This is a genomic window from Pontibacillus salicampi (assembly GCF_042434395.1).
Taxonomy (GTDB): Bacteria; Bacillota; Bacilli; order Bacillales; family BH030062; genus Pontibacillus; species Pontibacillus salicampi.
Genome location: NZ_JBHLTP010000024.1, coordinates 130124 through 148318, shown reverse-complemented (window position 1 = coordinate 148318; position 18195 = coordinate 130124). Strand labels below are relative to the sequence as shown.

Annotated in this window: 18 protein-coding genes and 1 riboswitch; of the genes, 2 read left to right on the top strand and 16 right to left on the bottom strand. The window is 43.8% G+C overall.

The window, feature by feature from the left end; all coding sequences use genetic code 11:
• Positions 1-278: 278 nt before the first annotated feature.
• The 4 genes from ACFFGV_RS20850 to ACFFGV_RS20835 form a co-directional block, all read right to left on the bottom strand.
• The gene (locus ACFFGV_RS20850) at positions 279-1547 is read right to left on the bottom strand and encodes an Nramp family divalent metal transporter (protein ID WP_377351903.1); all 1269 of its coding nucleotides are present in this window, start codon (positions 1545-1547) and stop codon (positions 279-281) included.
• 163 nt (positions 1548-1710) lie between these two features.
• Entirely contained in the window at positions 1711-2277 is a 567-nt protein-coding gene (locus tag ACFFGV_RS20845) for a cysteine dioxygenase (protein ID WP_377351902.1), read from the bottom strand.
• Between the two features lie 17 nt (positions 2278-2294).
• Positions 2295-3221, bottom strand: coding sequence for a DMT family transporter (locus tag ACFFGV_RS20840; RefSeq protein ID WP_377351901.1), 927 nt, complete (start codon positions 3219-3221; stop codon positions 2295-2297).
• Positions 3222-3306: 85 nt separating this feature from the next.
• The gene (locus ACFFGV_RS20835; RefSeq protein WP_377351900.1) at positions 3307-4104 is read right to left on the bottom strand and encodes an RDD family protein; all 798 of its coding nucleotides are present in this window, start codon (positions 4102-4104) and stop codon (positions 3307-3309) included.
• A 111-nt stretch (positions 4105-4215) separates the two neighbouring features.
• Between ACFFGV_RS20835 and ACFFGV_RS20830 the strand changes: the two genes are divergently transcribed.
• Complete coding sequence (locus tag ACFFGV_RS20830; RefSeq protein ID WP_377351899.1) at positions 4216-5184, top strand: stage II sporulation protein M; 969 nt, start codon at positions 4216-4218, stop codon at positions 5182-5184.
• A gap of 52 nt (positions 5185-5236) precedes the next feature.
• Here ACFFGV_RS20830 and ACFFGV_RS20825 read toward each other — a convergent pair whose 3' ends face one another.
• The 7 genes from ACFFGV_RS20825 to ACFFGV_RS20795 form a co-directional block, all read right to left on the bottom strand.
• Positions 5237-6595 (bottom strand): DUF58 domain-containing protein, encoded by a 1359-nt coding sequence (locus tag ACFFGV_RS20825; RefSeq protein ID WP_377351898.1) that lies wholly within the window; start codon positions 6593-6595, stop codon positions 5237-5239.
• Positions 6546-7475, bottom strand: coding sequence for an AAA family ATPase (locus ACFFGV_RS20820; RefSeq protein WP_377351897.1), 930 nt, complete (start codon positions 7473-7475; stop codon positions 6546-6548). The genes ACFFGV_RS20825 and ACFFGV_RS20820 overlap by 50 nt, the downstream gene beginning before the upstream one ends.
• Positions 7472-8602 carry a DUF4350 domain-containing protein gene (locus tag ACFFGV_RS20815; RefSeq protein WP_377351896.1) on the bottom strand — a complete coding sequence of 377 codons (1131 nt, stop codon included), beginning with the start codon at positions 8600-8602 and terminating at the stop codon, positions 7472-7474. The genes ACFFGV_RS20820 and ACFFGV_RS20815 overlap by 4 nt, the downstream gene beginning before the upstream one ends.
• 17 nt (positions 8603-8619) lie before the next feature.
• A complete protein-coding gene (locus tag ACFFGV_RS20810; RefSeq protein WP_377351895.1) occupies positions 8620-9258 on the bottom strand; it encodes a DUF4129 domain-containing protein in 639 nt (212 codons plus the stop codon).
• Positions 9259-9272: 14 nt separating this feature from the next.
• On the bottom strand, positions 9273-10211 hold the full coding sequence (locus ACFFGV_RS20805; protein ID WP_377351894.1) for a hypothetical protein: 939 nt from the start codon (positions 10209-10211) through the stop codon (positions 9273-9275).
• Between the two features lie 200 nt (positions 10212-10411).
• Entirely contained in the window at positions 10412-11905 is a 1494-nt protein-coding gene (locus ACFFGV_RS20800) for an alkaline phosphatase (protein ID WP_377351906.1), read from the bottom strand.
• 127 nt (positions 11906-12032) lie between these two features.
• On the bottom strand, positions 12033-13763 hold the full coding sequence (locus ACFFGV_RS20795) for a nitrilase-related carbon-nitrogen hydrolase (protein ID WP_377351893.1): 1731 nt from the start codon (positions 13761-13763) through the stop codon (positions 12033-12035).
• Between the two features lie 187 nt (positions 13764-13950).
• Here ACFFGV_RS20795 and ACFFGV_RS20790 point away from each other — a divergent pair, with 187 nt between their 5' ends.
• Positions 13951-14694 carry a Cof-type HAD-IIB family hydrolase gene (locus ACFFGV_RS20790; protein WP_377351892.1) on the top strand — a complete coding sequence of 248 codons (744 nt, stop codon included), beginning with the start codon at positions 13951-13953 and terminating at the stop codon, positions 14692-14694.
• A gap of 113 nt (positions 14695-14807) precedes the next feature.
• On the opposite strand, the gene ACFFGV_RS20785 is transcribed toward ACFFGV_RS20790, so the two are convergent.
• The 5 genes from ACFFGV_RS20785 to ACFFGV_RS20765 all read right to left on the bottom strand — a co-directional run bounded on the left by ACFFGV_RS20785 (position 14808) and on the right by ACFFGV_RS20765 (position 17916).
• Positions 14808-15416, bottom strand: coding sequence for an NAD(P)-binding protein (locus ACFFGV_RS20785; protein WP_377351891.1), 609 nt, complete (start codon positions 15414-15416; stop codon positions 14808-14810).
• On the bottom strand, positions 15413-16144 hold the full coding sequence (locus tag ACFFGV_RS20780) for a sirohydrochlorin chelatase (protein WP_377351890.1): 732 nt from the start codon (positions 16142-16144) through the stop codon (positions 15413-15415). Before ACFFGV_RS20780 ends, ACFFGV_RS20785 begins: the two co-directional genes overlap by 4 nt.
• A 13-nt stretch (positions 16145-16157) precedes the next feature.
• The gene (gene cobA / locus ACFFGV_RS20775) at positions 16158-16940 is read right to left on the bottom strand and encodes a uroporphyrinogen-III C-methyltransferase (RefSeq protein WP_377351889.1); all 783 of its coding nucleotides are present in this window, start codon (positions 16938-16940) and stop codon (positions 16158-16160) included.
• Between the two features lie 30 nt (positions 16941-16970).
• Positions 16971-17699 (bottom strand): phosphoadenylyl-sulfate reductase, encoded by a 729-nt coding sequence (locus ACFFGV_RS20770; protein ID WP_377351888.1) that lies wholly within the window; start codon positions 17697-17699, stop codon positions 16971-16973.
• Between the two features lie 100 nt (positions 17700-17799).
• On the bottom strand, positions 17800-17916 hold the full coding sequence (locus tag ACFFGV_RS20765; protein ID WP_377351905.1) for a DUF2292 domain-containing protein: 117 nt from the start codon (positions 17914-17916) through the stop codon (positions 17800-17802).
• A gap of 138 nt (positions 17917-18054) precedes the next feature.
• A riboswitch (SAM riboswitch) is annotated at positions 18055-18163 on the bottom strand.
• Positions 18164-18195 lie beyond the last annotated feature (32 nt).

Here is an 18195-nt window from a genome sequence, read left to right as displayed (position 1 = left end):
CTTGGCCTGTAAACATTCTTTTACTCAACAAGACCATCCCCCATATATTTAGTTAATTCTAAGTATACATAAAAGTACCCTATAGAGAGACTTTTTTTAAGTGTCTACTCTATAGGGTACATTTTATTGAAGGATTGGGAGCTTTTTGGAGGCGTCCGCCCATAAATTTCGAAATTCGCTCATATTTTTCGATATTCGCCCATAATCTAAAAAATCCGCCCATATTTTTAAAAATTCGCCTATAAATATAAATATTCGCCCATAAATACTAGGAGAGCTTAAAACGTTTGTATTAAAGAATGGACTGCTAGAAATCCGAATAAGAGAATACATAGCGTGAGGATGGTATTGGATAACCAGTTACTCCGATAGGTACTCTCAATACGGGTAGAGTTCAACAGCCATAGTAAGGTACCAGATAGGAACGGCATAAATAAGGCTCCCAGTGCTCCGTATAAAATAATCAGCTCTACCGGCTTCCCGAATAGCAAGAGCAGCATAGGCGGGAAGGTAAGCCAGCATAGGTACACACGATAAGCTGGATCATCATCTGTAACTGGCTTGTTCCGTTTCTCCTCTGATTTGTAAAAGTGTCGAACGAAGTCTGCGAATAGATATGGAATCCCGTTCCATACTCCAAGTAAGGAGGAAAAGGCTGCAGACCAAAATCCAATTAAAAAGAGCCAGCGCAGGACAGGGGTAAATTCATTGCCCATCTTGTCTGCTAACGTAACGAGCCCTTTGTCCCCATTAATCGATATGCCGGTGCCGAATAAGAACTGGCTACCGACAATGAGAAGAGCTAGTGTGAAGAGAGTGGTAACAAAATAGGCTACCTTGGAATCCAACCGCATCGTTTTAATCCACGAGCCGCCTTTCCACCCTTTTTCCTTCAGCCAATAGCCGTAGGATGCCATGGTAATGGTCCCTCCTACACCACCGACAAGCCCAAGCGCCAGCATTAAGGAGCCATCCGGTATGGTTGGCACTAACCCTGTAAATATGTCTCCTAATGAGGGGAGAAAGATGAGGGCAGAGCCAATGACCGTTATGAACATTACGCCAATCAGAACCATCATCATTTTTTCGAAAAAGCCATAGTGACCAAACCAAATGAGTGTAAACCCAATCACACCGTGAATCATAGCCCACGCCCAAATAGGTAGTCCTGGAACCATAGCATTCATAGCCATCGCTGATGCTGAGGTTGCGGCGGCACCATATACAAAGCCCCAGATAACGATATAAATCCCGAAATAAATAGTTGTCCATTTCCCAAGGGACCGCCATCCTTCTAGAATTGTTTTACCAGAGCCAAGATTCCAGCGTCCCACTCCTTCATTTAGAAAATGCTTTAAGATAGCACCTACAATAATAGCCCAAATAAAGGTGAGTCCATATCCGGTTCCTGCTACTAACGCTGCGACTAGATCTCCTGTACCTACGCCTGTTGCCGCTGCTACGAACCCTGGTCCAATTCGTTTCATGCGTCCTATAAAGGATTCTGGTGCTTGTGTTTGTTCATCGATTTCTACTTGAGTCTGCAACGTTCCTACCTCCATTCGTAACCGTTTTCATTTTGTGCGTTTACCATTTTAATGGGAGTTTCAAATATTTTCAATAAATTTCAGAAAATTAGTCCAAAATAAGTCTTTCGTATCTTAAGATTATTAAGCAAAATAAAAAATCGCCTATGAAAGGCGATTCGCATCATTTGCTTCTCTCTAGCTTTATTTCCTTTACCTTCTGCCTTGTCTCCTCCGGCCACCAAGCTCCGCAATCGTCTGATACAATACAGGCTGCACATACATTCAGGTCATAGACTATCATGCCGGAGATGGGAGGTGCGTATAGGTGTAACGTCATGAGTCCCGTCCCGCCGGCATCCTTCATTTTGTGTACTCCTTTCTTCGGTGCAAAAAATAAGTTCCCCTTCTCCTGTCTTTCTTCAAACAGCTCCTCAGGCAGCTTGTTATCCTTTACTTCATATACTGTATGAAGAGACGCTCCATCCACAACCTGTACCCATCCATACGACTCTCCATGGTCATGAGGAGCGCATTCCAATTGAGACCAATTCATTACTAATAGCTCTACCTGTTCATCCTGATATAGTAATGTTCGATAATATGGTTTGCCTTGTGCTGTCTCTAGATGCGGCTTGAGATCCTCTGGTGTCGCCTCAAGTGCAAGCAATGCTTCCTTTAAGTCATCGCTCTTAATGTCAGCCAGGCCGCCTAGCACCTTTGTAACCCGCTGTGAAAAGTCTCCCAACACCTTCACCCTTCCTTACATCATTTCCTCCTTCGCAAGACCAAGTCTTGAGCGAAGGAAAACAATTGCCCATTTACAAATCCGACCCCTACTATAATTATGATACCGCCTAGTACACTTATGAGAACAATTCTTTCCTGGAGTACGAGGATAGCAGCAATGAGAGTAGCAATCGGCTCCATGTACAAGAAGACAGATACTTGGGAGGCTTCCAGCACCTCTAACGCTTTCCCCCAATACCAATAGGCGATTCCAGAAACGAACACTCCTAAAAACACTAGATGCGCCCATTCAGCTTCTGTTAATAGTGCCATATCCTTTATTCCTTTGTGCTTTATAAAAAGGGGAAGAGTAAGCAAAAAGCCTATTACACTCATATAAAACGTCACTGCGAGTGCTGGCAGTGGAATAGACAGTCGTTTTAAGAGCACGGAATAAACAGCCCAGTTCAGCGTGCTGAGTATCATCAGAGCATATCCGATATTCATGCCGAGCTGTAACGTTTCTCCCCTCCCCGCAGTGGTTACGAGCAACACTCCGCAAACGGCTATCATCATGCCAAATCCACGCCAAAAGGTCATTCTTTCATGCAGAAACACCATCGATAACAGCACTGTAAATACTGGTGAAAAGGAGATGAGCCAGCCGGCAGCTGAAGCATCAATCGTTAATAGTGCCGTAGCCTGAAGCATTTGGTGCACAAACACTCCTAATATACCAAGGACGATGAGGTGAGGGACGTAGGCAGGATTGAGTCGAAAACGATACCGCTTCACCAGTAAAAAAAAGCATAGAAATAAAGCTCCAATCCCAAAGCGGAGCGTTAACAGTGTATATGGGTCCAGCTTGTCCAGTACAGCTTTGGTAGACACAAACGATATCCCCCAAAAACTAATAGACATGGTAGCGTATAAAGAGGCAGCCATTTTCGCTTTAAACAGATTCATAGGAAGGCAATCCCTTTCCAATCATTTCTACCATCCTATGCTTGTCTCGTTTAAACATGAAAAAAACTCTCCTGATTGGAGAGCTTTAGATAGAAATATCCCATTCATCCTTCATATGAAGATATAAAGCCAATAGTTGATTTTCTAGGGCTGCTTCCGCCTGTTGCTCTGGCTCTACTCCCAATTTTGGCAATAAGATGGAGGCTACCTCCTTTGTTAGCTCCTTGCGCTCGACTCCTTTTAATTCAGGTAAACGCGCTGCGTAGGTTTGAATTAAATTCCAGTCTTTCGAGGTGAGCTGCTTCAAAGTCCAATGATCCACCGCCAAATCAGATGTAGATATACCCTTTTGCTCTATCTCTTTTTCTAACGGTGTGAGCTTCTTCTTTTTCTTCTGTTTCTTTCGTTCATGCACAACCAGCGTCCCGCCAACGATGTCACCAAGGCGCTTATGCTGTTTGTGGAAGAAGATCATTACCATGCCGACGAAATAATACGCAGGCAGCATATCGACGATACGGAGCAGATTACGTATAAGTAGAGAAAGAGCTGTAGCACTCTGACCGTTATCATGAATTACTCGAACACCCATCAGCTTTTTCCCCGGGGTTTGGCCTCCCATAAATAGCTCAAACAAGAAGAAATAGCCCCAGTAAATGAGAAAGACCAACACAATGACAATTCCCATAACAACCATGGCTAGGGTTTCAGACAAGGGAGCCATATTTTCATTATCTGTCCATGAAACCAGCAGGGACATTCCTGCGTAAAGAATAGCAATTAAGAGAGTATCGACTATTTGAGCCGTCGCCCTGCTGCCTAGCCCCGCTAGTTTATATTGCAGCGACACGTGTTCAGGGGTTTTGATGTTCACTTGTTCCATACTATATCCAGTTCCTCTCTAAAAATTGTAAAAAGCATCCGTTTCCTTTTGTCCAAACTATCTCTATAATGAACATTAGGTAAAATTAAACAGCGTAAAGTAGGTGAAGCTATGCAATATAAGCAATTTGTCCAAAATCACCGTGAAGAATGGAACCAGCTCGAAACTTTAATTACAACCCTTCATAAGTCTAAACAGAACATTACAGCGGATCAGCTGGAGCATTTTCAAAGACTCTACCAAAAAGTAGCACAGCATTTCTCTTACAGCCAAACCTATTACCCGGAGAAAGAGACAACGGGTTATTTAAACGACCTTGTAGCAAAGTCTCATAACCTATTGTACCGGGATCAGGTTTCTAGTCTGAAGCAGCTCCGGCAATTTTTTGGCTCCTCCTTTATTCAGCTGCTGGCAGAGCAATGGAAATCCATTATCATAGCCATGCTCCTGTTTATTCTTGGAGCAGCCGGAGCCTACATATCCGTCCTGCAGGACCCTATGCATTTGTATGCCATTTTACCAGAATCGATTGCGACCGCCATCGACCCAGAGCGCATTGGAGCAGAAGGCTCTGTCAATTCGCCCGTTATGTCAGCATCGATTATGACTAACAATATTCAGGTGGCCATTCTCGCTTTTGCAAGCGGCATTACATTTGGAATCTTCACTGTGTATCTATTAGTCTATAACGGGATTATTATCGGGGCGCTTGCGGCTCTCTTTTGGCAGTATGGTAATGCATACGACTTTTGGGCGTTCATCGTCCCACACGGTATGATTGAGCTGACCGCTATCTTCATTGCAGGCGGTGCTGGCTTGATGATGGGATACCGCCTACTCGTTCCAGGCGAAAGCCCTCGCAGCTATCAGCTCAAGACGCAGGCACTCCGCTCCGTCAAATTGTTCCTTGGTACCATTCCTTTATTTGTGATTGCGGGTCTCATAGAAGGATATATTACACCAGCGCCTATTTCCCTTGAAGCAAAATATGCGTTTGCATTCGTAACCGTTGTTGGGCTTATAGCTTACATCGCAATTGGAAAAGCCATTCTCGTTCAGAAGGAGAAAGTAAAGGTATAAGCATAAAAAAAGTCTTGCCCACCTCTAGTGTTCTCTGAGGTGGGCTCTTTTGCTATAGCAACCCTTTATTCATCACATCTATATAATGACTAACCGCGCTTGTTGCAAGCTTCTCTTCTGGGGTTTCAATCATTTGAAGCCCTTGCTTTTCCCACTTAGCTAATTCCTTCTTCTTCTCGATGGTATGCTTTTGTGCCATGCTCTTTATCATTGCTTGTTTGTGATTCGTTGGTGCTTCCTTCGTCCAAGCTTCTGTCATATGGTCCTCAATTCCAAGCATCATAAACACATGCCTTCGTCTTACCCGCTGTAAATAAAACAATGGTGCTTCCTCATAAAGAAATGTACTTACATCACTAAACAATAATAGAAGGCTGCGTTTTTTCTGAATAGCCTGCAAGTATTGTAATACATTCCCGTAATTGGATTCATACGGGTCTACTTGAAGGTTATACATCTCATCTATAATCCTTTGCAGATGCTGCATACCTTTATTAGGTGGGACGTAAGCTTTCACTTCTTTGGAAAAAGCGATAAAGGACACATGGTCTCCATTATGAAGCGCAGCAGCCGCAACCGTCAGTGCCGCTTCCAAGGAACGCTCTAACCGATTACTCTCCTCAAGCTCCACTCCCATCATTCGACCGCAATCAACAAAGATAGATATATACTTGCCGTGCTCCGGCTCGTATTCATTTGTCATTAGCTCCTGAAGCTTTGCTGTCTGGCGCCAGTTAATTTTGCGCAGGTCATCTCCGACCACATATTTACGTATCTTCGCAAACTCTCCAGAGCCTATTTGCTGCTTCTTAACGTTAGGACCTTCATATAGCAAAAACGCTTGTGGGTCTTCTAAAAACTGTCTCGTTTCTGATAAATCCGGAACCACTCGTACGTTATTTTCTATAGGAGGGGAGTATTGCTTCTCCCATAATCCAAATCGAGATTGATAGCGCATATACACCTTATCAAACCGATAATCGCCTCGAATGGGAGCATAGGTCGTATAGCTAGCTTGAGAGGCAGTTTCCCCTTGTACACGTCCCTTGACAGGTGAAGAACGATAAAAGGAGCCTGGTACATCATCTACCATTTTGAACGTAATAGAATGAGGCGAGGTATTAGTAATACGAATATCCACTGCCTCCTCTCTATCCCGCTCCATATCCTGTCGTACAGACCGCTCGAGCTGGAGCTCGTTTTTCCCTGGGGAAAAACGAAGATCCAGTAAGCTTACTCCTAGCAGCATAAGATTACCTACTATTATCCATGGCCAGGATAGGCCGCTGAAGGAAAGAGCTATCAGCCCAACTGAAAACAAACCGAGCACTAGTAGAAGTCTTGGGGTCGGGAGAATTCCTCTATCTCGGAACAGCAACCGCTCCCACCACGTCTTGAATGATTTGTTCATTAGTCGCTCCCTCCAATTCCATATGAGGCGCCAAAATGATGCGGTGGCGGAGGGCAGGAGCTGCGACTACTTTTACATCATCTGGGGTTACGTAATCGCGACCAGCTAAATAAGCCCATGCCCGGCTTGCTTTGGCTATAGAGATAGCAGCTCGTGTACTAGCACCGTGCCTGATAGCATCTGCGTCTCTTGTTTTCCGGACGATTTGCATCATGTAATCGTATAGGCTGTCATTAATCGTGACCTGTTCAATTTCTTTACTCATACTTAGAAACGTCTCCATATCAAGGAACGGCTCTGGCTCTGCAATTGGAGAAACAGCTTCTATTACCTGTTTTACAACGTTCGTCTCCTCCTCTAAGGAAGGAAATTCGATATTCAATTTAAACATAAAGCGATCCTGCTGTGCCTCAGGAAGAGGATACGTTCCTTCAAATTCTACAGGGTTTTGCGTAGCAACAACGAAGAATGGGTTAGGGAGCTGATACGTCTCCCCTTGTATCGTTAGCTGCTTCTCCTCCATTGCCTCCAATAACGCTGCCTGTGTTTTCGCTGGGGTCCGATTAATTTCGTCAGCAAGAAGGACATTCGTAAAGATAGGGCCCTTCAAGGTATAAAAATTGCCCTCTTTCATGTTGTACACCATGCTTCCTGTAATATCACTTGGCAGCAAATCTGGTGTGAACTGAATCCGGTTAAAATCTCCACCTAAAAGCCTTGCCAGGGTACGTACCATTTGTGTTTTCCCTGTACCCGGGACTCCCTCCAACAGTACATGACCTCCAACCAATATGGAGGAGAGCAGGAGCCTTAGGTTTTTGCTTTGCCCCACAATCCTTTGCTCGTATTCTTGTAGTAATGCCTGTAAACGTTCATTCATCCTTCTTGCACCCCTTTTTGGATATCATCTAGTTTCTTCGACCAATAGAGATAGTCTTTTTTGGACCACGTTGTAGCGTGTCTGACATACTCTAGTTCCTTCTGCCATTTCTTCCACTGCTCCACCTGTCCTTCCTGAAGTCGTGGACTAATTCGTTCTACAATGTCCTCCCAACTCCATTGGACTGGTACACCATATCGCTCATGCACCACGTGACGGACATACTGTTCCTGAATAGATAACGAATCGGCGTACAGTTCAGAACGCATATACCAGGCTGCTAACGCACGCAATCGCTCATCCCCATACCGGACCTGTGCTGAACGTGGAAGATATACGGAGCCAAATCGTTTCCCTTTCATCCATACAAATAGCACCGTCAATAGACCAAGCTGCAAGACAAACACTAGTAGTCCTTTTGGAAATACAGATATGTAGCCAGGCATGTTATCCTGTCCATGCACATACTCATCAAACAAAATAGTATCGGAATTAGCCTGATTGACTAAATAAGTAAGAAGCTCGACGTGTTCTTCTTCCAGCACTAATTCGTTCGTTACCCAATCTGGGGTCACAGCAACGATTAACTTCCCTTCTCCAATAGGTCGCTCCAGTGCAATCGTTCCTCGTTCATCTGTCCATAGCGGAGTATCTTCCTCCTTTGTCTGTAATCGTATGCCATGAGGAATATAGCCCTTATAGGAGTTTCCCTCTTGTGAAACCTCCACAACGGGATTCTCCACAGGCGCTCCGCCTTCTATTTTCACATCAAAATAGCCAACCGGATCCTGCTTTAACAGTACTATGGTGTTCCCTTGCTCCATCCATTCCGTGTATTGCTTCCCTTCCTCCTGATCGAAGCGAAAATACGGCCCAGTCATGAATAACGTTTGATTTCCCGTATCATCCTTCAATTTGTCTGGTGTGCCGTACCACCGCTTCACATCCTGCTTCTCTTCCTTCATATATGTATAGAAAGCCTTTATACCAGTCGGAGAAGGGGATTTAGAAAGGTAGTTCGTATATTCCTTTGGCTGGCTTCCAGAAACAATGAGTCCTAACCCAAGAAACAGGACCACAGCAATGGAGAGCCATACCCAAATCGTGCGTTTATTCGTTGCTTTCATTTACGTAGCCCTCCATTCTAGCTGCTTTGCTCACTTCGGTTCAGCCATCCCATCGCCTGCTCCTCATAGGACGAGAGTTCTTCCTGGGTGACTTTTCTAGTGCCGTATGTTATTTCATCAAACAATAGCGCCATTTCATAAAATTGCTCAGCCCATGACTGGTCTACCTTTTTCAACTCATCATAATAGTCCCAGTTTGTTTTCCAAGCTCGCGCCTCTACCCACTTCTGTTCATCAAAATACAATAATAGAGCTAGGAAGATATGACGAGCTGCAACAGTGTATTCCCCGCCTTGCTGCTTCGCTTCCGCCTCCTGAAGATGCTTTGTGTATGACCATTCCAGTTCATTGGCATGCTCAAGGGGCGCTTTTTTATTTCTTTGCGTTTTCTGGGATGTTAAATTCCGCTGTATTAAGAACACGAGTACGGCAAATAACGCTATTCCTATTATCCCTATTACAATCATAGTGACATTAATAGTACCGTCTGTAATACGTATACCTGGGAAGAGCTCCTGAAACCTTTCCAGAAGCCACTTCCCTAAGCTTCTTAGCAAAGACATAATACCTTTCTGTTCTTCATAGTACACCTGATACTCCTCTTGCTGGAGGATTCCTTTTAACTCTTCTCTTGCATTGTTCGGTTGAGTTGTCATTTAATCACCTTACATTAGGGAGATGGTGTTTCTGGTTCGTCCTGATAAGACGAGATCATACTCTTTAAATCATCTGCTTCATTTCGTACTTTGGAATCTTTATACAGTAGCGTATATCCAATAAAGAAAATGAGGGTAGTCACCAGCGTAACAAGATAGGATACTAAGTTACCAAGAACACTTCCTCCAAGAGCAAATAGCATAATCAAATTAATTACACTGCTGATAATGGAAATGAGAATGTAGCTGATGATGTAAAAGCCAAAAGTCGCCCAGAACCTTCCCTTCGTCAGCTTCCAGCTCTTCTTGATGCCAGGTGCTACTTTCTCAAACGTTACCGATGCAAAGAACAGACTAATCTTCGTGAACAGAAATACATAGCCAACGATTAAGCCAATCGTTACTAGGGCAAACAAGAAGATTTTAATGCCGAGACCGATATCAGATAGACCGAGCGTGACGTAGGAAATAATTAAAATGGCAAAGGAACCGACGAGTATAGCAATAAATAACAGCATACTTCCCAGCAGTGGCCAAAAACGCTTAGCTGCTTGCTTAATCGCTCCCCCAACTGTCCAGTTTTCCTCTTTTTCTATTTTATCCGTTGCGACCATAATGGACGATTGAGATAGGATATAAAGCACAACACCAACTACCAGCATGACGAGAATATAGGCAACGAACAGTCCTATATTATTTTCCATATTCATCGGAAATGTCGCTGGCGGCTCTGATGCTGTGGGGTCAGTTATGCTTCCTAAAAAGGAACCCTGTCCTGTTTCCCGAAAAAAGCTAATCCCGCTTGCTAGCATAAACAGCGCTTGAATTAAGTATATTGGTCCTAGCGAAACAAGCACGAGTAGAAATAAAGATGAAAAATTCTTTTTTAATATAGAAAACGTACTATCAATAATCTCTGAGAAACCTCTTGGTGATGTCTTATTGGTCTCCATTCCGACCTTCCTCCTCTTACATACAAATAATGGTTTTCACACATCTATCATTCTATCATTTTTCGTTTATACTTTGACAGCACAGACTACTACTCTTCCTAAAATAAATTGTATCTATCTATACGACAAAGTCCCATCAACGTTCCCAATAAAAAAAATCACCCCATACAAAAACTGTATGAAGTGATGCTTTATTTCTTTTAGTTTGAAGATAATAACCCGCCCACGGAATCAGCGAGACTAAGGAAGGAGTTTTTAATACTTTGAATCATTCCTGTCTTCTCAGCTTCCTCGTCTTCCTCCTGATCATCTTCTTTTTCCTTCTCGGCAGCCTTATTCTTTATTATTTTAAATATGCTTTTAGCTTGATCGGTATTATCTGTCATGCCGGTGAACATATGCTTTCCTGGTCCATAGGCATATACTTGCACATCTACACCTGTATGACCATCTGTTGTCCAGCCAGCCCTAGCACGTTCGTTAAACACGTTCGAGATAGCTGTGGAGACGGCATCCTTATTATCCTTGAGATCCACTTTGGCTTCCTCCACTTGCTCTATTTCTTCTTTTTTCAAATCGTATTCTACATATTTCTGTAAGACTTTCTTTACGTCGCTGCCATTCTCTATTTGTTCTGCCATAAATTCAGGGGTCCGCTTCACCCCTCTAATCGCTTCAGGGTTAAAGGTGTATGGTCCACCTTTCGCTATGCTCAAACCGCCAGTAGAATGGTCTGCTGTCGATACAACAAGGGTATGCTTATCCTGCTTGGCATAAGCAATAGCTGCTTGGAAGGCATTCTCAAAGTCTTCCATCTCGCTCATTGCACCAACTACATCATTCGCATGCCCAGCCCAATCAATCTGACTTCCTTCTACCATCAGGAAAAAGCCTTCGTTATTGTTGTCTAACCGATCAATAGCACTCTTCGTCATATCCTCTAGGGAGGGAATATCCTTTGTACGGTCCTTCATTTTAGGAAGTCCTACCTCTGCAAATAACCCTAGTACTTGTTCATTATCATCCTGCTTTAGAGCTTGCTTGTTCGTTACATAGCTGTATCCATCTTGCTTGAATTCCTTTACAAGATTACGATCATCCCGTTCAAAGTATTTAGTACCACCACCTAGCATAACGTCGACTAAGTGCTTTCCATCTACTGTTAAATCAAAATAATGATCAGCAATTTCATTATAGTTATTACGGCTTTCATTGTGAGAACCAAATGCAGCTGGAGTGGCGTGGTTAATTTGAGAAGTGGCTACCAATCCAGTTGCCATCCCTTGTTCCTTTGCTTCCTCTAGCACGGTTTTGACTTCTGATTTATCATTATCTACCGCAACCGCACCGTTATATGTTTTAACACCGGAAGACATAGCAGTTCCTGCTGCTGCTGAATCCGTAATATTTTCTTTAGGGTCGTTTGGATGAACCTTCTGCATCCCCACTAAGTATGGATCAAAAGCGGTCGGTTCCATTTCTGGAGTATCAGGGTCATCCTTAACATACCGGTATGCCGTTGTGTAAGCAGGTCCCATTCCGTCTCCAATTAGGAAGATCACATTTTTTATTTTGGTTTCTTCCTGCTTTTCCTTTTCACTGGCAGAAGCAGAGGTCTGGCTCATTATCCCCGCCCACATCATAAGGAATGCGATTACTATAGAAAATCCCTTTCCAGCATTGCGTTTAACCATCTTCAATTAATCCCCTCCTAGAATGGATTGTTACTCGAAGAATAACGAATGATTATGAATTGGAAATTAATTTCTTGTTAAGACATGGTAAATCATAGAAATGATACTAATGAATCAGTTATCTCTCTCATAGGAAAGGAGGGACCATGGTGACAAGTGGTGTGTAGTAGGAGGTCCTTCTTGTTAATATTAGCTTCTCCTGATCTAACCACCAATCGGTTTTCATCGTTTGGAATGTATTAACGAGTACTTCTTCTGCATCACATGAAGCAATTACGGTTTCGTCGTTGGTGTAATTTTGGTCTAAATTGTAAATAGCACTTCTCCCTTTAAAGCGATGAGGGCTGCCAACAAAGTTAGCTACTATTGTGTATGCTTGTGCTCCCTTTGCCACCGCATCCCAGGTAGAAACGGTTCCTTTTGGATACGGTTTCGGAAAGATATGCTGGTTCATAGATAGCTCTACTCCATATTCTCCACTCCAGCTGGCGGGGATACAAATCATATCTGCTCGCTTCACAGCAAGTACCGCAGCTACCTCTGGAAATGTAGCATCATAGCCGATCATGACACCGATCCTCCCAAACCCATTTACAGGAGTGACAGCTATAGTGTCCCCAGGACTTGCCCATTTATCGTCATCATCATTAAGATGAATCTTCCGATGCTTGCTAATCACTTCTCCAGCCGGACTAATTAAGATTGCAGTATTATAATAATGAGGCGCTTCCTTCTCTGCAAAACCAAAAACAATATGAGCTTCTTTGGCTTTGGCTAGCCGCTTCATTTCCTGTATGGTAGCTCCATCATCTGTCTCAGCGTATGGGTCGATATCCTGTTTCTTAGTTGTCGGTACTGGACCAATTACAGATAGCTCTGGTAATACAATTAAGTTCACATCCTCTGGAACCTCATCTTCTATAAGGTGTTGTATGGTGTGTAGATTAGCTTCCTTATTACCAATTTGGGGTTCGTATTGGATGGCAGCAGCTTTAATGGTACGTGATACAGTATTTTTCACATAATCCCACGGTCCAAGGAAGAGCATCAGCTCCTTATAGGCATCCATTCTTCTTTCAAGCATTCTAGCCTTTGCTTCATTATCATAGCAGGACGGCTGTATTTCACCTTCAATCCTAACCGGCGTATCTCCATTTGCATCAGAGCAAAAGGGGGCCTCCGCCAGCTTTTCCCCATAAGGAGACCAAATGGCACTAGCTCCTACCATTTGAAACGCCTCTTCTTGATTCGTCCGATTGGCACTCACCACATACAATCCATTCATCTCCGCCCAGTGCTGCAGCATAGAAATAGATGCACCCGAAGAATTGGTTGGAAAACAAAGAATGTCCGCACCGTTTACTGCAGCAAGCCTGGCCGATTCTAAATAGGTGGCATCCTGGCATATAATCATAGCAATATTACCTATCTCCGTTTCAAAAACTGGACTTCCTATATCTCCCCAGCACGACCAATAGTTCTCGACAACCCACTGATGGATTTTACGGTACTTTCCAATATAGCCGTCTGGGCCAACCAGGGCAGCTGAATTGTAATAAAGCCCGGTCTCCGCATCGACCTCTGCCATACCAATGACAATGTGTGTTTGATACTCCCTCGCAATTCCTTCAAATTGGGCTGTTGTTAATCCTGGTATGGTATCGACATAAGGAGCTATAGCTGAACGGTCCAGGTAATGATATCCTGTAGTGGCCATTTCTGGTGTAACAATCAGCTTAGCACCATCTTGAGCAGCCGCAGTCACGTACTCTTTTAACCTTTTTATATTAGCATTTCGACGATTAAGCTTTGGATTAAACTGAATGGATGCTGCCTTGAAAGTTGCTTTCCCTTGCATGATACTCCCCCTACTAGTCCAAACTTTATGTATAGCTTAAGAGAGATTCCTACAATTGTAAAATAGAAGCACGGTCTTCTCCCCAATCTTGCCCCACTTTATAGACAACCCTACCCGTCGATAAAAATTTGTATTAAAATAAGAGTGTTCTACTGGAATCGGTATCAGTACATAAGGAGGAAGAGCTATGCAGGATATTCAATTATTTGCGATAGACATGGACGGTACGCTATTAAATCGTCATCACGAAATTTCTGAAGAAAATAAACAAGCTATACACCAGGCTAAGGAAGCAGGGCTGCATGTCGTAGTCAGCACAGGGAGATCGTTATCAACATGTGAGGACATTATCCGAGTGCTTGGTGATTCGGAATACCTCGTCACCATTAACGGAGGAGAAATATACGACAAGGACCTAAACCTTGTGGAAAGGAACTCCTTAAGTGATGCAGATGTCCGCCATTTGTGGGACATTACGCAACGCTATAATGTGTCGTATTGGTCCTCTACCGTACAGGGCCGCTTCAGCAGCCAATTCCCTTTTGAAAAAAACTTAGAGGACTATGAGTGGATTAAATACGGATTTGAAATTCAAGACGATGAAGTTCGGGAGTCTGTTATGGAAGAAATTCGTCAGCACGGAGCTTTTGAAGTGACAAACTCCAGTCTGACAAACATTGAAATTAATCCAATAGGTATAAACAAGGCTGCTGCCTTGCGAAAGGTAACCAAATGGCTTGGTATAACGATGGATAACGTGGCAGCAATTGGCGACAGCTTAAACGACATTGCCATGATTCGAGAATCAGGCTTCGGAATAGCGATGGACAATGCGCAGTCAGACGTGAAAGAGGAAGCCAACTGGGTTACAGCTACCAACGAAGAACATGGCGTAGCGAAGGCTATTCACCATGTCATGGACAACCAATAGAAAAAAAGCTCCCTTTCCGCTTGGATTGGGAGCTTATCTTATGTCTAGGCGCTCATTCATACGTTTCATTATTCACCTATATAGGGAAAACCGCTCCTCATACGGAGCATGAACTAACATTGTTGACGGAGCTGTTCTATTAGACGCTCTCTTTCCATAGTCGAGGTGCGAAATCTCTCCTCTAGCACTTCCTCCAGCAGCTCGTCCTTCACTTCTCTTTCTACAGGCAGCTTCTTTACCAGATTTCTTACGTGACTAAGAAAATCCACATAATCCTCATAGGACACATCATATTCCTTCGCTAAATGCTGCTTAATCCGTTTGGCAAGCTTTGGACTTGCACCTATCGTTGAAACAGATATCGTCAACTGACCTCTCTTCACCGTACCAGGTATGACCGTATTTCCTACCTCTGTATGGTCGGCAACATTTACGAGCTGATGGTCCCGGCAGCTATTAGCAATTGTCCGGTTAACCCGCTCATCACTCGTAGCTGCAACGATGAGAAACTGCCCTTCTATATCAGTTCGATTTACTTCCCGTTGTAGGATAGTAACAGTGTCCCCCAATGCATACAGCTCCTCTGAGATGTCTGGTGCTATAACCGTAATAACCGCTTCCTTATCCAGCATTGTGCGCACTTTGCGATAGGCAACCTTTCCACCGCCAACGACGAGAATAGACTTCCCTTTTAAATCAACCATTAACGACTGATAACTCATGCGTTTATCGCTTCCTTTACCCTGTCCTGTAACACATCCCGCAGGTTGTCGTGATAGCCGAGATATTGACATAGCACGAACTCTTTATGCGTATCCAATGCTTCTATTGCCTCGGTCATCTCCCCCATTAGGACTCCAGTAAATAGTAGGTACGGTAGGACAAATACTCGCTTAGCTTGAGATTGCTTTGCTATCTCCAATCCTTCCTCGAAGCTTGGGTCAGCAGCTGCAAGAAAACAAGTTTGGATATGGTGAACACCTGTTTTGGCTTGGACATACCCTTCAATGCTTGCAAAGCTTTTCTTCACATCAGGGTCACTGCTTCCACGCCCCACAAGTAAAATCATATCATCGTCCTCTATACGTTTGCCTTGCTCCTGAATGCGTTCTACCAAAATATCCACGATTCTACGATGCACTCCAAAAGGAGCACCATATTGAAAATGCACGTGGGGATAACGGCTTTTCATATTATCTACTTCTTCGGGAATATCGTGTTTGGCATGGGTCGCAGTAAGCAAGAGGATAGGTATGACCGCTATGTGCGTTGCTCCCTTTTCCACACAAGCTGTAATTCCTTGTTCAATCGTCGGATCAGCAAGCTCTAGAAAACATATTTCCTGAATAGGAGCATCCACACTCTCCTGACACTGCTCTACAAAGGAAACAGCCTGCCGCCTTCCTTCTGCTACTCTACTTCCATGGCAAACATATAGAATGGCCTGCATGGGTTACTCCTCCTTAACTTCCGTTTGCTGCTAACGCTTCTTGCTGCTCTCTCAACACTGTCTCATACCAGCTAATGTCCTCTCGAAGCCTTACCACTTCTCCAACAATAATCATACTTGGATTTTTCACTTCGCCCTTAGATGCATTCTCTACAATGGTTGCTAATGTCCCAGTCGTCACCTGTTGTTCCTTCGTGGTGCCCCAATGAATGAGAGCTACAGGGGTCGTCACACATCGCCCATATTTCGTCAGCTTCTCCACAATATAAGGGAGATTCTTTACCCCCATATAAATTGCCAACGTATCAATTCCTTTGGCAAGGCTTTCCCAGCGGAGCTCTTCCTCCTCCCCGTCCTTCAGATGCCCTGTTACAAATGCAAACGTAGAGCCGTGGTCGCGGTGGGTAACGGGGATACCTGCATAAGCAGGAGCTGCAATCCCAGACGTAATGCCTGGGATAACTTCATATTCTACATGGTTACAAGCCAAGGCCTGAGCTTCCTCTCCCCCTCTTCCATACACAAACGGGTCCCCCCCCTTTAAGCGGGTGACTACTTTCCCTTTTCGTGCATGCTTAACGAGAAAATGATTTATGGTCTCCTGCTTCATGGGATGATAATTAGGCAGCTTCCCGCAATAGATTAACTCTACATCAGACTTCGCGTGGTCTAATAACTCCTTATTAACAAGCCGATCATATAAGATGACATCTGCCTGCTGAATACACTTTAGCCCTTTTACTGTTATGAGGTCAGGGTCACCTGGACCTGCTCCTACTAGATATACTTTTCCCATCCATATACCCCCTTTATCGGTGACTATCTATTATAGCTGGCTTGCATTATTGCTATGAAGGCCGCATTCTGTCTTACCAGTATTCGCCCAGCGGCCGGAGCGCAGGTCGCCATCATTTAACACTTTCGCTGTGCAGACCTGACAGCCGATGCTCGGGTAGCCTTGATCATGCAGCGGATTATACGGCAAATCAAAAGTGTGCACATACTCCCATACATCATCCCACGTCCAATGAATGAGCGGGCATACCTTTACTGACTCAAACTTGTCGTCTTTATTAAGGAAATCCGTGTTACTTCTAGATGGAGACTGTTCTCTTCTCAAGCCGGAAATCCACGCTGAATATTGGGAAAGCTCCTGCTCCAATGGCTGGATTTTTCTCATATTGCAGCATAACGTCGGATTAGTCTTCCAAAGCTCATGGCCATATTGCTCCGCTTGCTCATCCAAATTTAGCTTAGGATGCAGCTTTTTAATTTGTAAGGATGGGTACCGTTCCTTCACCTTTTCTATTAGTTCATACGTTTCTGCAAAATGAATACCGGTATCCAGGAATATAATCTTTGCCGATGGATTTACTCGGGATATAAGGTCAATAAGAACAATGCCCTCCACACCAAAACTGCAGGCATAGACTATATCCTCTCCATATTGTTCGTAAGCCCACTCCAGCACTTCCATCGCACCTTTTTCGCGCGTCATAATATCAAATGTCGGTAACGTTTGATCTTGCCAATTAGCATGTAGCAGTGTACTCATTCCTACACCTCCTCAGTGGTTTGCGATAATAAAAAAACGACTTTAATCACTATATTCCTTTAGGATTAAAATCGCCTCTAGTTTTTCTAGTCAGCATTTTTTATCGTAATCGTTCTTTTTCCTGTTTTTCCAGCTGTACTACTTTCCCGTCCTGGATCACAACGGTAACGGATCCATAGTCTATGGACTGAATCATTTCTTCAATTCTTTTCGCAATGTGGTCGAAATCCTGTTCTTTCTTCAACGTTATTGCGCCCCCTCTTTATTCACCTGTCAATTTACAGTTCATCAAACTGGAATACATAAAAACTGCCTCCCCCATTTCGGAAAGGCAGATGGTCGTTTGAGCGTCCAAACCTTATCTCCCAAAATGATGGTCATTTTGCTGGATTTAGCACCTTGCTCGAAGCATGCAGGTTGCCGGACATCACAGGGCCAGTTCCCTCCGTCACTCTGGATAAGATATTATTTTCTGCTATTCTATACTGAATTGTCT

Excerpts from the sequence above, each read along its gene's own strand:
- ACFFGV_RS20840 (WP_377351901.1), bottom strand. The coding sequence starts at position 3,221 with ATGAATCTGTTTAAAGCGAAAATGGCTGCCTCTTTATACGCTACCATG.
- ACFFGV_RS20835 (WP_377351900.1), bottom strand. The coding sequence starts at position 4,104 with ATGGAACAAGTGAACATCAAAACCCCTGAACACGTGTCGCTGCAATAT.
- ACFFGV_RS20830 (WP_377351899.1), top strand. The coding sequence starts at position 4,216 with ATGCAATATAAGCAATTTGTCCAAAATCACCGTGAAGAATGGAACCAG.
- ACFFGV_RS20825 (WP_377351898.1), bottom strand. The coding sequence starts at position 6,595 with ATGAACAAATCATTCAAGACGTGGTGGGAGCGGTTGCTGTTCCGAGAT.
- ACFFGV_RS20820 (WP_377351897.1), bottom strand. The coding sequence starts at position 7,475 with ATGAATGAACGTTTACAGGCATTACTACAAGAATACGAGCAAAGGATT.
- ACFFGV_RS20815 (WP_377351896.1), bottom strand. The coding sequence starts at position 8,602 with ATGAAAGCAACGAATAAACGCACGATTTGGGTATGGCTCTCCATTGCT.
- ACFFGV_RS20810 (WP_377351895.1), bottom strand. The coding sequence starts at position 9,258 with ATGACAACTCAACCGAACAATGCAAGAGAAGAGTTAAAAGGAATCCTC.
- ACFFGV_RS20805 (WP_377351894.1), bottom strand. The coding sequence starts at position 10,211 with ATGGAGACCAATAAGACATCACCAAGAGGTTTCTCAGAGATTATTGAT.
- ACFFGV_RS20800 (WP_377351906.1), bottom strand. The coding sequence starts at position 11,905 with ATGGTTAAACGCAATGCTGGAAAGGGATTTTCTATAGTAATCGCATTC.
- ACFFGV_RS20795 (WP_377351893.1), bottom strand. The coding sequence starts at position 13,763 with ATGCAAGGGAAAGCAACTTTCAAGGCAGCATCCATTCAGTTTAATCCA.
- ACFFGV_RS20790 (WP_377351892.1), top strand. The coding sequence starts at position 13,951 with ATGCAGGATATTCAATTATTTGCGATAGACATGGACGGTACGCTATTA.
- ACFFGV_RS20785 (WP_377351891.1), bottom strand. The coding sequence starts at position 15,416 with ATGAGTTATCAGTCGTTAATGGTTGATTTAAAAGGGAAGTCTATTCTC.
- ACFFGV_RS20780 (WP_377351890.1), bottom strand. The coding sequence starts at position 16,144 with ATGCAGGCCATTCTATATGTTTGCCATGGAAGTAGAGTAGCAGAAGGA.
- cobA (WP_377351889.1), bottom strand. The coding sequence starts at position 16,940 with ATGGGAAAAGTATATCTAGTAGGAGCAGGTCCAGGTGACCCTGACCTC.
- ACFFGV_RS20770 (WP_377351888.1), bottom strand. The coding sequence starts at position 17,699 with ATGAGTACACTGCTACATGCTAATTGGCAAGATCAAACGTTACCGACA.